Here is a 12,952-nt window from a genome sequence, read left to right as displayed (position 1 = left end):
CGGCCCTCCCAGTTACGCGTCGGCGCGGCTCAGTCCTCCCCGCCTCCCGGACGGGCGCCGTTCTGAGGACCCCACTCAGCGGCAGCATGGGAAGCCGTCAGGGAGGGGCTCAGCTTCGGCATCAACTGCGCGGTGAGCAGCGTCGAGAGCGCAGAGGTGTCCCCGCTCCCACCGTCCGTACGTACGACCACGGGCTGCGGCGCACGGCCGGCGAGGATCGCGCCCACCTCCAGCCGCCTGCGGGCCAGTTCGTACTGGAGCACGGCCCGGTTGTCGCGGTACGCCTGCGCCAGCCGGCGCTGCGCGCGGGCCTCGTTCTCGGCGGAGATCAGGCCGCTGCGCCCCCGCGTCTCGATCTCGAAGCGGACCTTCTGCGCGTTGGTCTCCTGCTCCTCCAGGAGCTGGGCGACGTCCTCCCGCGCCTTGTTGAGCGCCGCCTTCACCTCGACGATGCGGGCGTCGCGCACCTTCTTCGCGCGCTCGATGTCCATCTGGAGGCTGTCGATCCGGCGCTTGCGCGTCAGGCCCCATTCCTGTTCGTACGCGGTGCGTTCCTTCGCGACCCGCTCCCGCGTCGCCAGGTGCTGCTGGTACTGGGCCGGCAGCTGGACGTCGGGGATGTTGGAGCCGGTGATGCGGACCCCGTACCGCGAGAGCTGGCGGTTGAGCAGCTCCTGCATGTCGGCGACGTCGGAGCCCCGCAGGTCGTACGCCCGCTCCGTCTGCACCAGGCGGGCGCGCTGGCGGATGGCGTCCTGCACCGCCTGGGAGAGGACGAGGTCGAAGTTGCCCGCGCCGATCGTCCTTACGAACAGGACCGCGTCGGTGATGCGGAACTTCAGGAAGAACTCGATGGAGCGCAACGGCACGTTCTCCCGCGTCGGGCAGGCCATCACCGGTGCCGAGTAAGGGATTTCGGTGGCGGTGTCGACCACGAAGTCCACGCGGGACCAGGGGTGCCAGAGGTAGTGCCGCCCGGGGTCGAGGGTGCGGGTGACGGCTCCGTAGCGGGTCAGGACTCCCGCTGTGCCCTGCTCGATCTCGGCGATGGACGAGCGCCACCACCACAGCGCGCCTGCCAGCAGCAGGAAGGCGCCGCCGGCGTAGGAGACCGTGGCGGACGCCGCGTAGGCGACGTCGGCGGCGCGGCCGTCGCCGGACTCGCCCAGCGAGAACATCAGGCCGCTCAGCAGCCCGAACAGCCCCAGCCACATCAGCAGCAGCCACCAGAGCCTGCGGGTGTGCTTGGGGATGATGACGGGGATCAGCTTGTCCGTCTCACCGCCGCGCAGCAGACGGCGGATCTCGCTCCAGGGCGCGACCTCTTCGGAGATGACCGACCTGCGGTTGCGTGTGGCGCTCATTCTGCGGCCTCCTCGGATCCGGTCGTCGCGACGGGTGTCGTGGCTGGTGGCGTGCTGGGTGACGTGGCGGGTGCGGTCCCGGGCGTCGTCGCAGATGCCGTCGCGGTCGTCGTCACGTCTGCCTCGGCTGGTGCCTCCGCGCCGTCGGCCGCCGCCGGCACCGTCGGACGCTCCGTCTCCAGCAGCGCCTCGATCTCCGCCTCGCGCGCGCGGATGCGGTCGGAGACCTCGCCGAGGCGGGTGCGCACGTCCGCCATGTCGTTTTCGGAGAACAGCTCCGTGCCCTGCTCGCCCACCAACTCCCGTGCGAGCGCGAGGAAGTCGACGCCCACGCCGCCGCCGTCGGACTCCGAGGCGCCGCCGATGCGCAGCAGCCGCGGCAGATGGTCCGCGACCTCCTCCAGCGTGTCCAGGACCTGCTGCTGGTAGCGGTACTGAAGGATCTCCGGCGCCTCGGCCGCGGTCACCGCGCGGATGTCCAGGGCCTGCGCCTCCAGCAGCGCCGCGTTGGCCTTCGCCTCCGACTCTGCCTGTACGTAGCGCTGACGGGCCGTGGCCTCGGCCCGGTTGGTCTCGCGCTCGACCGCGGTGTCCATCTGCGCCTGGTACTGCGCGATGTCAGCCATGATCGCCGAGAGCGTCTCCTGACGGGAGGCCAGTTCCTTCGTCAGATCGCCCTCGTCCTGCTCCTTGCGCAGATGCAGCGCGTACTCGTGCGTGTAGGCGTCCTTGGCGACGCGGACCATCTCCGGCGACGCCAGGTCCATGCGGTAGCCGCGGTCGGACGGCTCGGCGTGCGTGATGTTGGCGTTCGTCAGCTCGACCGCGGGACGGAACTGCTGGTTGAGCTGCTCCAGCAGCCGGCCGGTGTCCTCGCCGACCATGTCGTAGATCTCGGCGGCCTCCTGGTCGTAGATGAGGCTCCGGATCGTCTCGCTGACGGCGTTGCTGAGCTTCTCCTCGAATCCCCTGACGGCACCGAGCGTGTAGACGAACTCGACCGGGTCGCTGATGCGGAACTGGATGAACAGGTCGATGGACGCCTTGACTCCGCCCTTCGTGGGGGCCTCGCGCACCGGCGCGTTGAACGGGTACTCGCGAGTGGTGTTGATGATGTACGACACCCGCTTCCACGGGTTCAGCAGGATCACGCGGCCGGGGCCGACCACCTCCTCCAGCTTCCCGAAGCGGGTGATCAGCGCCTGGCAGCCGTCCGGCACCATCACCATGCCCTGCCGCCACCACACGAAGGCGACGGCGGCGACCGACAGCACCCAGTAGTGGATGCCGAAGAGGGGATGGGTGAGGAGCGGGCTGCCCGCGGACGCCACGAGGGCGCTGCCCACGCCGCCGAGCACCAGCAGCAGCGAGGCAGGCAGCATGCTCACGAACGACCTGCCGCGCGGCAGGGCCATCGGGCAGATCGCGTGGACCTTCCGGCCGTCCTCGCGGCGCTGTTCGCTGCGGTTGAGCACCTCCCGCGCCTCGTCCATGGGCACGGTCTGCTGCGTCATCACGGTGTCGATGCCGCCGCCCTGTTCGCGGGCGGCCGGGAAGTCGGCGGGGTCGAGGCCGTCCTCGCCGCGCTCCTCGGACGAACCTCCGCCGTCACGCCGGTCGTTCGGCCGCTGTCGCGCCGCGGAACCGCCGCGGCGGCGCAACTCCCCCTCGGCCGCCTCCCGCAGCTCCGGATTCTCGGCGACCGCCTTCGCGGTCCTCTTCACGCTCTGGCTCACGCAGTTCCCCCTGTTCGCATGCTGCCGCCGCGCCGCCGCCCGGGCGGTCACCGATGCGGGTACGGACGCCGGTGCGGACAGCGGTACGGAAACCCGGCGATGCCGCCGGTCCCGGACCGGACTCCGCGTCGGCCGCGGCACGGTCCCTGCGGCGGCGATGCGCACGCCCACTCAGGAATCCGCGCGAGCACGTGACGAACACGATGCTCTCCCCCGATCGGTGAACCGCGTCGCGGCTGCTCGCCGGCGAGATCTCGGTACACCGTCCGCAAACCTACACAAGCGCCACGGCGGGCTCGCCGCGGCCCCGTGCGCGTACGGCCGCGTGACGCTGTGTCAGCCCCTGCCCTCACACACATGATTGCCGGAGAATCTCCACACAATCTCCACTACTCGCGGGTTAGCGCCGGGTGGCCGCAGCCCACCTGGGACCGCTCACGCTCGGCTGTGCTCTCCGGCACCGCGCAATACGCCCTCCGTGAGAAGCATGGTGACGAGACGGTCTTTTCTCTCCGTCTCCCCTCCTGTCGCCCCATTCCGCTTTCCGTTGCGACGGAGTGCTGCCCGACTGACGCGCATTTGTGGAATCCGGGCAGTTACTGTCCCGACCTGCTCAGTTTCAGCACCAACATGGACTCTCAAAGGCACACGACCGAAGACTCTGCGTCACAAGTGATCGGTTCCGGCTATGCTGCCCGGGGCTCAGTGGACCGGACCAACTTCCCTGCCCTGCCGCTCACTTGACGCCTCAAATGCGGTGAAGGGCGCCGTCGGACCTGTTCTGCTGCCTCTCGCACGCCTGCTCACCAGCTTTTCTATTGATTTGAGGATCCTGATGGTTCGTGCTGGATCGTCACCCGGAAATCAAGGGTCCGGCCCGGTACTCGTCTGGCTGCTGCCCGCCTTCGTCACGGCAGCGGTCGCAGGCATCGCAGTCCCCATCGTCCCCGCGAGCGCCCGGATCGCGGTCGCCGTGTGCGGCCTCGTCGCGACCGTCGCCGTGGCGGTCGCCTCGGCCGAAGTGGCCCGCCGGGGGCGGCTGCTGACGGCGCAGCGGGCCCACCACGCCGAGCAGCTCTCCGTGCTCCAGGCCCGGATGCACCAACAGGAGCTCGCGACGGTGCAGTTGGCCAAGGAGCGGCTGCCCGAGGCCGTGGAGCGCCTCCAGGAGGGCGAGTTCGCCGAGGACGTGCTCCAGTCCATGCCTCGCGCCGAGGGGCTCAGCAGCGAATTCCAGGCCGCACACCAGGAGTTGCTGCGCTCGGTCGTCGAGGCCGTGCATGCCGAGGAGACGCTCCGCGACTCCGCGCAGCGCGGCGTCGTCAACATCGCGCGCCGCGTCCAGGCCATCGTCCACCGGCAGGCGACCGACCTGCGCGGCATGGAGGACCGGCACGGCCAGCAGCCCGACTTCTTCGCCGACCTGCTGCGGCTCGACCACGGCACGGCGCTCATCGGCCGCCTCGCGGACAGCATCGCCGTACTCGGCGGCGCCAGGCCGGGAAGGCAGTGGAGCAAGGCCGTTCCGGTCTACAGCGTGCTGCGCGGCGCGATGTCGCGCGTGCTGGACTACCAGCGCGTCGAGCTGCACTCGGTCGCGGACGTCGCGGTGGTGGGTCCCGCCGTGGAACCGCTCATCCACGCGCTCGCCGAGCTGCTCGACAACGCCACCCGGTACTCGCCCCCGAAGGCCCGCGTCCATCTGACCGCGGGCGAGGTGCACGCGGGCATCGCCATCGAGATCGAGGACGGCGGCGTCGGGCTGAGCGAAGAGGCGCGGGCACGCGCCGAGTTGAGACTGAAGGAAGCCCAGGCGGGCATCGACCTGAACGACCTCGGGGAGTCGCCGCGCCTCGGCCTCGCCGTGGTCGGCCGGCTCGCCCAGGCCTACGACTTCCAGGTCTCGCTGCCGCCGTCGGCGTACGGCGGTGTGCGTGCCGTCCTGGTCGTACCGAAGAAGCTGATCACCACCGCGCCGGCCACGGGCAGGGCACACGGAATCGGCGCGGGCCCCGGCCAGGAGACGCACCAGGACCTCGCGGGACGGGCGACGCCCGCCCAGTCCGCGTCCGCCGGTGACCCGGCCGGGAACGGCGCGCCGTCGCGCGAGGCCGGACCCGCCACCACGCCTGCGGCGTCACGCGCCACGGCGAAGGCCCTGAGCGATGAGGTGCCGCGGACCGCGGCACCGAGCACCCCGGCCACGCCCCCGGCGGGCGCACCGGCGGCGCACGCCTCGGCGGCGACGCCCGCGACCGGGCACCGCCCGGCCCCGCGTCACGAGCCCTGGCTTCCGGAATCCGGCCCCGCACCGCAGGAAGACGAAGTGCAGGACGAGACACCGCCAGTGGTCGAGCGCAACGCCAACGGGCTGCCCCAGCGCCGCCGGCGCACCCCCAGTCCGGACGCCCGGCCCGGCGGCCTTCCCGGCCGCTCCGCCGCGGCACCGAGGCCCCCTGCCCGGCCCGCGGCCGACGAACCGGCCCCCGGCTTGTGGATGGCCGACCTGCAAAGCGGACTGTCGGGCAGGACCGACAAGGACGACCACGCGGACCGTGACGAAGACACGTCGTCAGATGAGGGTGAGTGAACGATGGAACGGCGTGCCGACATGGACTGGATGCTGAAGGATCTGGCGGAGACCGTCCCCCAGACCCGCCACGTGGTCGTGCTCTCCTCCGACGGCCTGTGCATGGCCAAGCACGGCACCGACACCGACACCGCCGACCGGATCGCCGCGATCGGCTCCGGTCTGCAGAGTCTCTCCTCCGCCGTCGCCGCTGAATTCCCGCACAGCGACGGGCGGATGCGGATGGTCGTGATCGAAGTCAACGGCGGCTTCATGTACTTGATGGCGGCCGGCGCCGGCGCGCACCTCGCCGTACTCGCGGACGAGGGCGTGGACGCCGGACTCGTCGGCGGGCGCATGAGGGACCTGGTGGCTCGCATCGGGGAGCATCTGACCAGCCCGCCGCGCGACGGCGGACTGGCTATATGAGTCAGGGGGTACCGGGGTGGGACGAGAGCGGACCGGAACGTCTTTATGTGATCACCGGTGGACGCAGCGACCCCGATGAGCAGACGGGCCTCGACCTGGTCACGTTAATCGTGGCCAGACAGGCCCCGCAGGTGGGAATGCAGCCCGAGCACGCGTCGATTCTACGCGTGTGCAACTCACCGCTCTCCGTGGCGGAGATATCCGCGTATCTGGAACTTCCCGTGAGCGTGATCACCGTACTGCTGGCGGACCTGCTGACCGAAGAACGGGTCGAGGCGCGAGCGCCCGCCCCGTCTCTTCCCGACATCGAATTGATTGAGGCGGTGATCCATGGACTCCGGAATCTCTGATACGGCCGCGGGGCCGCGGAGCGAAGACAGACTGCCCTCCTCTGCCACCTCCGCCGTGAAGATCGTCATCGTCGGCGGCTTCGGTGTCGGCAAGACGACCCTGGTCCGCTCCGTCAGCGAGATCCGTCCGCTGACGACGGAAGAGACGATGACCCAGGCCAGCGAGAACGTCGACGACACCGCGGGCGTGGAGCGCAAGACGGCGACGACCGTCGCGATGGACTTCGGACGCATCAGCCTCAACGAGGAGCTGGTGCTGTACCTGTTCGGGACGCCGGGCCAGCAGCGCTTCTGGTTCCTGTGGAACGGGCTGTTCGACGGCGCTCTGGGCGCCGTCGTCCTCGTCGACACGCGCCGCCTCGAAGTGAGCTTCGACGTCATCGGACGGCTGGAGGAGTCCGCCGTACCGTTCGTCGTCGCCGTCAACGCCTTTCCGGAGGCCCCCAAGTATCCCGTGGACGAGCTGCGCGGCGCCCTGGACCTGGACCCGGGTGTCCCGATCATCGTGTGCGACGCGCGCCAGCGGTCCTCCAGCCAGGACGTCCTGTTGCAGCTGATGCACTACCTGCGCTCCCTTGCTCTGACCTCGGAGGCGAAGTGACCTCTCCACCACCCGACCCGGACGCCCCCGGCGGGGGCGCCCCCGCACGCGATGTCTCCGCGGACGCCGCGGAATCCCCGGCCGCCCCCGGCTCAGAGGACTCCGGCTCCGGCTCCTCCGCCGGCTCCGGCTCTCGTTCCGACTCCGGCTCCGGCGCCGAGAGTTGGGCCTCGGGGAACTTCGGCTCCGAGGGCTTCGGCCCCTCCGCCGCCCCGCCCCCCGGCTGCCCCGCGCACGGCCTCGGCCCGGACGGGGTGCGCCGTCTGTACGGGCCCGAGGCGGACGCCGACCCCGTCGCCCTGTACGAGCGGCTGCGCGACGAGCACGGGCCGGTCGCGCCCGTACTGCTGCCCGGGGACCGTCCCGCGTGGCTGGTGCTGGGGCACCGGGAGAACCTGGAGGTCTCGCGGACGCCCTCGCTCTTCTCCCGCGACTCCCGCCTGTGGCGCGACATGCAGCAGGGCAAGGTGCCGCCGGACCACCCGCTGGCGCCGCTGACGATGTGGCAGCCGCTGTGCGTCTTCGCCGAGGGCGAGGAGCACGAGCGGCTGCGCAGGGCCGTCACCGAGAGCCTCTCGCGCTTCGAGGCGCGCGGCGTCCGCCGGTACGTCACGCGCTTCTCCCACCAGCTGATCGACGAGTTCGAGCCGAAGGGACGCGCCGATCTCGTCGAGCAGTTCGCCGACCAGCTCCCGCTGCGCGTGATCACCCAGCTCTTCGGCATGCCCGAGCACTACGGCCCCCGGCTGACCGACGCCGCCAAGGACATGATCCGCGGCTCCGAGACCGCCGTCGCGAGCAACGACTACATCACCGAGGCGCTGCAGGAGCTGGTGGACCGCAAGCGCGTCGCCCCGGCCCACGACCTGGCGTCCATGCTGCTCGCGCACCCGGCACGGCTGACGAACGACGAAGTACGCGAACACCTCCGGGTGGTGCTCGTCTCCGCGAACGAGCCGACCGTCAACCTGATCGCGAACACGCTCCGCCTCGTCCTGACCGACCAGCGCTTCCGCGCCACTCTGGCCGGCGGGCACATGACGCTGCCCGACGCCCTGGAGCAAGTGCTGTGGGACGAGCCGCCGATGACGACGAATATCGGCCGCTGGGCGACCGGCGACGCGCAGCTCGCGGGCAAGACGATCAAGGCTGGAGACATGCTCCTGCTGGGACTTGCCGCCGGCAACGCCGACCCGCAGATCCGGCCCGACAAGTCCACGCCCATGCACGGCAACCGCTCGCATCTCGCCTTCAGCGGCGGCCCCCACGAGTGCCCGGGGCAGGACCTCGGCAGGGCCATCGTGGACACCGGGATCGACACCCTCCTCACGCGCGTTCCGGATCTGCGCCTCGCCGTGCCCGAGGAGCGCCTGACCTGGGAGACCGCGCTGATGTCGCGCCGGCTCGTCGCGCTCCCCGTGGAGTTCGCGGCGCGCCGCACCAAGAGCAGCGCGCGGCAGGGCCCCGGCGTGCCCTCCGTCGAACTCCCGCCGCTGCAACCGCGGGAGCCGGCGTCCGTACCGATGCCTCCGGTGGCGCCGCCGCCCGTGCACACCTCGTGGTGGACGTCGCTGAAGAACTGGCTTCGGGGACGGTGACGCCCGGACGGAAGTCTCACAGACGCCCGGTATGCCGGTAATGCCCAGCCTTATTCGGCCACTGGCGTCAACTCGCCTCCCGGCAGCGGTAGTTGAACGTGTAATCGCTGGTGACCTGGGGGAAGGCTCCCTGAGGCCGCCCCGGGTCACCAGCGCGCCACGTCTGCTCCTTCGTGGCCGGATTGCCTCTTCCTGAAGTGGTGATGTCCATGTAACAGACGGCGACGATCCAGTCTCCCGCGGTACGGGAGCGCGGCGTCTCCGCAGGCAGTACGTGGTATCGACTGGTTCTGCCCGGGTGCAGGAGGTCATGGAGAGGCCGACTGCCGACAGGGCGAGTGGAAGGCGGCGTCGTGCCGCCGGATGACTGAGGTGATCGACAGTGGAGCACGGCTTGATCGTGCCACCCGTATTTTCTCCCATCCCGTCCGCGATACACCCCCGCCACGAAGCGATCAACGAACGCACGTCGGCATGGGCGCACGCCTTCGCCATCGGCTCGCCCGAACTGCGCGAAAAGCTGGTCGTGCACGACATCGGCACCTTCGCCGCCCGCGTCCTGCCCGAGGGCCGCGAGGAAGTCGTCTCGATACTCGCGGACTTCATCATCTGGCTCTTCGGAGTCGACGACGGTCTCTGCGAGGAAGGCGAACTCGGCGAGGATCCGGCCGAGTTGGTCGGCGAGCTCTCCCGGCTGCTGCGCGTCGCGCAGAACCCGGACGTGCCGATGCTCTCGGAGAACCCCCTGGCGGAGGGATTGAGAGATCTGCGCCACCGCGTCTCGCGGCACGCGACGCCCGGCCAGGAGGCCCGCTGGGTGGACGCGCTGCGCGAGTACTTCCTCTCTGTCGTGTGGGAGGCCTCCCACCGCAGCCAGGAGACCGTCCCGGGCCTCAACGACTACACGCTGATGCGCCTGTACGACGGCGCCACGTCCGTCGTACTGCCGCTGCTGGAGATGGGCCACGGCTACGAGCTGCATCCCAACGAGCGGGACAGCACGGCGGTTCGCGCCGCCGCGGAGATGGCGTACTTCATCATCACGTGGGACAACGACCTGTTCTCCTACCACAAGGAGAGCAGAGGGCAGCGGTTCTTCCTCAACGTGATCCGCGTACTGGAGCACGAGCAACAGCTCACCCCCGCCGAGGCGTTGACTCATGCCGTCGCCCAACGCGACCGCGTCATGTGCCTGTTCCTGCGCCTGCGCGACGGGCTCGCCGCCACGGGGAGCCCGCAGCTGCGCCAATACCTGGAGAATCTCGGGACGTTCATCCGGGGAGCCCAGGACTGGGGCATCAGCTCGCACCGCTACACGACCCCCGACGACCCCGCCGAGCTTCCCTCGACGTTCTGCGACACCCCGACCGACGACCGGGACGAGGCACTGGACATCCCGGCCGTCGCCTGGTGGTGGGACGTACTCGCGGAGAGGGAAACGTTTCAGCCTGCGCGTGGCGAATTCCGTACCTCCGCGGCCGTCTGAGCACGGCCGGACCGCCCGACGGGACATCCCGGCCGGACCCTCCGACCGGAGCGCTTGACCGGACCGCCGACCGATCCACCCCCCACCGGCTCATCACACACAACCGAACACACATCGGCTGCACCTCCACCCCGGACCCCCCACCTCTCGCCCGAAGGAGCTGCGAACGTGAGTGCTGCACTGAAGGCTGTTCCCCGAGCCCCCAAACACCTGCCGCTGATCGGCCACGCACTGTCGCTGCTGCGGCAGCCCCTCGACTTCATGAAGTCCCTCCGGGACACCGGCGATCTGGTACGCGTCGACGTCGGCACCCTGCCGATCTACTTCGTCACCAGCGCGGAGCTCACCCACGAGCTGCTGGTGACCAAGGCGCGCAACTTCGACAAGGGACGCTTCTTCATCAGGGCGCGCACCCTCGTCGGCGACGCCCTCCCCACCGCTCCCTCCGACATCCACAAGCGCCACCGGCGGCTGATGCAGCCGATGTTCCATCACGCGCGCATCGCCGGATACGCCGACGTCATGGCCGCCCGCGCACAGGCTATGGCCGACGCGTGGCAGCCGGGGCAGACCGTCGCCGTCGACGAGGAGCTGGCCCAGTTCTCGGTCGCCACGCTCGCCGAGACCATGTTCTCCGCGGAGATCAGCCGCCCCGCGGCGGAGGCCGTCATCCGCGACGTGCCGATCCTGCTGAAGAACGCGCTCGTACGGGCCGTCACGCCGCGGCTGCTCGACCGGATGCCGATCCCCGCCAACCGCCGCTTCGACACCGCGGCGACGCGGCTGCGCAAGGTCATCGACGACGTCATCGCGATCTCCCATCAGCAGGGCGACGAGGACCACGAGGACCTGCTGTCGCTGCTGATCGCCGCGCGCGACGCAGACACCGGGGACAAGCTCAGCGACCGCGAGGTGCGCGACGAACTCGTCGCGATCATGTTCGCCGGCACCGAGACGACCGCGTCCACGCTCGCCTGGACGTTCCACGAGCTCGCCACGCACCCCGAGGTCGAGGAGAAGCTGCTGGCCGAGGTCGAATCGGTGATCGGAGACCGCCCCGTCACGTTCGAGGACGTCCCCAAGCTCGAATACGCCGACCGCGTGCTGCGCGAGATATCCCGCATGCACTCGGTGCCGCTGCTGATGCGGCAGGCGACCGCGCCCGTCGAACTCGGGGGCGCGCGGCTCCCCGTGGGCACCGAGCTGGCCTTCAGCCTCTACGCGCTCCACCGCGACGCGCGCCTGTACGAGGACCCGGACCGCTTCGACCCGGACCGCTGGCTGCCCGAGCAGGCCGCGAACGTGCCGCGCGAGGGCTACATCCCGTTCGGCTCGGGCAACCGCAAGTGCATCGGCGACGGCTTCGCCTGGACGGAGATCGTGATCACGCTGGCGACCGTCCTGCGGCGCTGGAGGTTCGAGCGCGTGCCGGGTCACACCGTCCGCGAGGTCGCCTCCGCGGTCGCGCACCCCGACAGCCTTCCGATGACGGTCCACCCGAGGGAGGGCTGAGAGCCGGGGCTGGGGCCGGGGGCGGCTCCGGGGCGGCCTACTCGTACATCACGTACTCCGGTTCGGGACGGAGCTTCAGGACCTCCGGAGGCTTCATCAGGCGGGAGCCCTGTGCGTCCTCCTCGTAGAAGAGCTTGAAGCCGGTGTGCAGGCATTCGGGCATGTCGTCGACGAGCCGCCGCCACGTGCCGCGCTTGAGCTCCGGTGAGCCGATGCCGTCGGCGCTCTTTATCAGCGTGACGCCGTCGGCGGGGCGCAGCGCCTTCTCGTCGCTGACGACCGAGGTGGCGACCTGGTGGAAGACGAGCGGCTTGTCCGGCAGGTCGTGCTCGTCGACGAGTTCGGACAAGTAGCCGGCGACGGCGTTGAGTTCGTCGCCGCTGATACGTCCGAAGGTCTCGCCCGGGGTCTGGCCGGGGCCCATGTCCCACTCCGGGTCGAGGGCCACGCCCACGTGCGGGTGCTCCAGCCACTCGCTCAGCGCCCGCACCTCGTCGAGGGCGGCGGCCCGGCCCGGCTGCACGTTCAGCAGCAGCAACGCATCGCGTTCGCGGGCGAGTTCGTGGAAGCGGCGGATCGTCTTGCCCGGGGTGCGGGTGCGGTAGGTGCCGTCCGGCCCCGGGGTGGGGTTGGCCACGGTGGCGAGGAGTTCGAGGACGGGCAGCGGCTCGCGGCCCCCGGCGTAGTCGCGCGCCGTCTTCTCCATCGCGGAGACCTGCTCGCCGGGGTCGCCGGTGCCGAGGCGTCCCAGAGCGGGCGCCCCGGGGAGCCCGCAGTAGCCGACGAGACGGTACTTCGGGAACAACTCCCGCCCGCCCCGGGGAAGTTGCGGCCTCTTCCGCTTTCTGGTCCGCCGTGGCGAGGGCGACCGGGAGGGCTCGCGTCCCGGACTCGCGGCCGAACTCCCGGCGGGCTTGGGGTCGTCGGGACGGGAGGACGGCGCCGTACCGCAGCCCGTGAGCACGACCAGCCCGGCGGCGGCCGAGGCGGCGAGCAGGCCGCGGCGACTCGGCGGCGCCTGCTCCGGCGCGGACATCGGCGACGGGGTCGGAGTCGGCGACGGGTTCGGCGACGGGGTCGGGGTCGGCGACGGCGACGGCGACGGGGTCGGGGTCGGCCACGAGGGCGAGAGCGGCTGCGGCGACGGCAGCTGTAACGGCCGTGCCGGCCGGTTCACGGCCGGATGCGCGGGCTGCTGCGCCCGACTCCCCGCGGCCGCCCGGCCGTTCGCCGCCTCACGAGGCCGGTCCTGCCTCCGCCGCCTGCTCTGCTCCTGCGGCACACCTGCCGTTCCGCCTGCCACGTCG

At 70.8% G+C, this 12,952-nt stretch carries 10 protein-coding genes; 7 read left to right on the top strand and 3 right to left on the bottom strand.

The features are described 5' to 3' along the window. Positions 1–29: 29 nt before the first annotated feature. Both QQM67_RS28940 and QQM67_RS28935 read right to left on the bottom strand, forming a co-directional pair. Positions 30–1,364 carry an SPFH domain-containing protein gene (locus QQM67_RS28940; protein WP_314178068.1) on the bottom strand — a complete coding sequence of 445 codons (1,335 nt, stop codon included), beginning with the start codon at positions 1,362–1,364 and terminating at the stop codon, positions 30–32. Further along, entirely contained in the window at positions 1,361–3,100 is a 1,740-nt protein-coding gene (locus tag QQM67_RS28935; RefSeq protein ID WP_399067852.1) for an SPFH domain-containing protein, read from the bottom strand. The genes QQM67_RS28940 and QQM67_RS28935 overlap by 4 nt, the downstream gene beginning before the upstream one ends. 835 nt (positions 3,101–3,935) lie before the next feature. Here QQM67_RS28935 and QQM67_RS28930 point away from each other — a divergent pair. The 7 genes from QQM67_RS28930 to QQM67_RS28900 all read left to right on the top strand — a co-directional run bounded on the left by QQM67_RS28930 (position 3,936) and on the right by QQM67_RS28900 (position 11,645). Continuing rightward, entirely contained in the window at positions 3,936–5,690 is a 1,755-nt protein-coding gene (locus QQM67_RS28930; protein WP_314178066.1) for an ATP-binding protein, read from the top strand. Positions 5,691–5,693: 3 nt separating this feature from the next. After that, on the top strand, positions 5,694–6,098 hold the full coding sequence (locus QQM67_RS28925; protein WP_314178064.1) for a roadblock/LC7 domain-containing protein: 405 nt from the start codon (positions 5,694–5,696) through the stop codon (positions 6,096–6,098). Then, a complete protein-coding gene (locus tag QQM67_RS28920) occupies positions 6,095–6,448 on the top strand; it encodes a DUF742 domain-containing protein (protein WP_314178062.1) in 354 nt (117 codons plus the stop codon). The genes QQM67_RS28925 and QQM67_RS28920 overlap by 4 nt, the downstream gene beginning before the upstream one ends. After that, positions 6,429–7,049, top strand: coding sequence for a GTP-binding protein (locus QQM67_RS28915; RefSeq protein WP_314178061.1), 621 nt, complete (start codon positions 6,429–6,431; stop codon positions 7,047–7,049). The genes QQM67_RS28920 and QQM67_RS28915 overlap by 20 nt, the downstream gene beginning before the upstream one ends. Positions 7,050–7,303: 254 nt before the next feature. Next, complete coding sequence (locus QQM67_RS28910) at positions 7,304–8,647, top strand: cytochrome P450 (RefSeq protein WP_314178124.1); 1,344 nt, start codon at positions 7,304–7,306, stop codon at positions 8,645–8,647. 382 nt (positions 8,648–9,029) lie between these two features. Beyond that, a complete protein-coding gene (locus QQM67_RS28905; RefSeq protein WP_314178059.1) occupies positions 9,030–10,133 on the top strand; it encodes a selina-4(15),7(11)-diene synthase in 1,104 nt (367 codons plus the stop codon). A 168-nt stretch (positions 10,134–10,301) separates the two neighbouring features. Further along, positions 10,302–11,645, top strand: a complete 1,344-nt coding sequence (locus QQM67_RS28900; protein ID WP_314178057.1) for a cytochrome P450 — start codon at positions 10,302–10,304, stop codon at positions 11,643–11,645. Between the two features lie 37 nt (positions 11,646–11,682). On the opposite strand, the gene QQM67_RS28895 is transcribed toward QQM67_RS28900, so the two are convergent. Then, positions 11,683–12,681: a hypothetical protein gene (locus QQM67_RS28895; RefSeq protein WP_314178055.1), complete on the bottom strand. Its 999-nt coding sequence runs from the start codon at positions 12,679–12,681 to the stop codon at positions 11,683–11,685. Between the last annotated feature and the right edge of the window lie 271 nt (positions 12,682–12,952).

This window comes from Streptomyces winkii, from assembly GCF_032248595.1.
Taxonomy (GTDB): domain Bacteria; phylum Actinomycetota; class Actinomycetes; order Streptomycetales; family Streptomycetaceae; genus Streptomyces; species Streptomyces winkii.
This window is presented reverse-complemented; position numbering and strand designations above follow the sequence as displayed.

What these genes read in the sequence shown, in the direction of transcription:
- QQM67_RS28925 (WP_314178064.1), top strand. Translation starts at nt 5,694, where the DNA reads ATGGAACGGCGTGCCGACATGGACTGGATGCTGAAGGATCTGGCGGAG.
- QQM67_RS28915 (WP_314178061.1), top strand. Translation starts at nt 6,429, where the DNA reads ATGGACTCCGGAATCTCTGATACGGCCGCGGGGCCGCGGAGCGAAGAC.
- QQM67_RS28920 (WP_314178062.1), top strand. Translation starts at nt 6,095, where the DNA reads ATGAGTCAGGGGGTACCGGGGTGGGACGAGAGCGGACCGGAACGTCTT.
- QQM67_RS28930 (WP_314178066.1), top strand. Translation starts at nt 3,936, where the DNA reads ATGGTTCGTGCTGGATCGTCACCCGGAAATCAAGGGTCCGGCCCGGTA.
- QQM67_RS28940 (WP_314178068.1), bottom strand. Translation starts at nt 1,364, where the DNA reads ATGAGCGCCACACGCAACCGCAGGTCGGTCATCTCCGAAGAGGTCGCG.
- QQM67_RS28895 (WP_314178055.1), bottom strand. Translation starts at nt 12,681, where the DNA reads ATGTCCGCGCCGGAGCAGGCGCCGCCGAGTCGCCGCGGCCTGCTCGCC.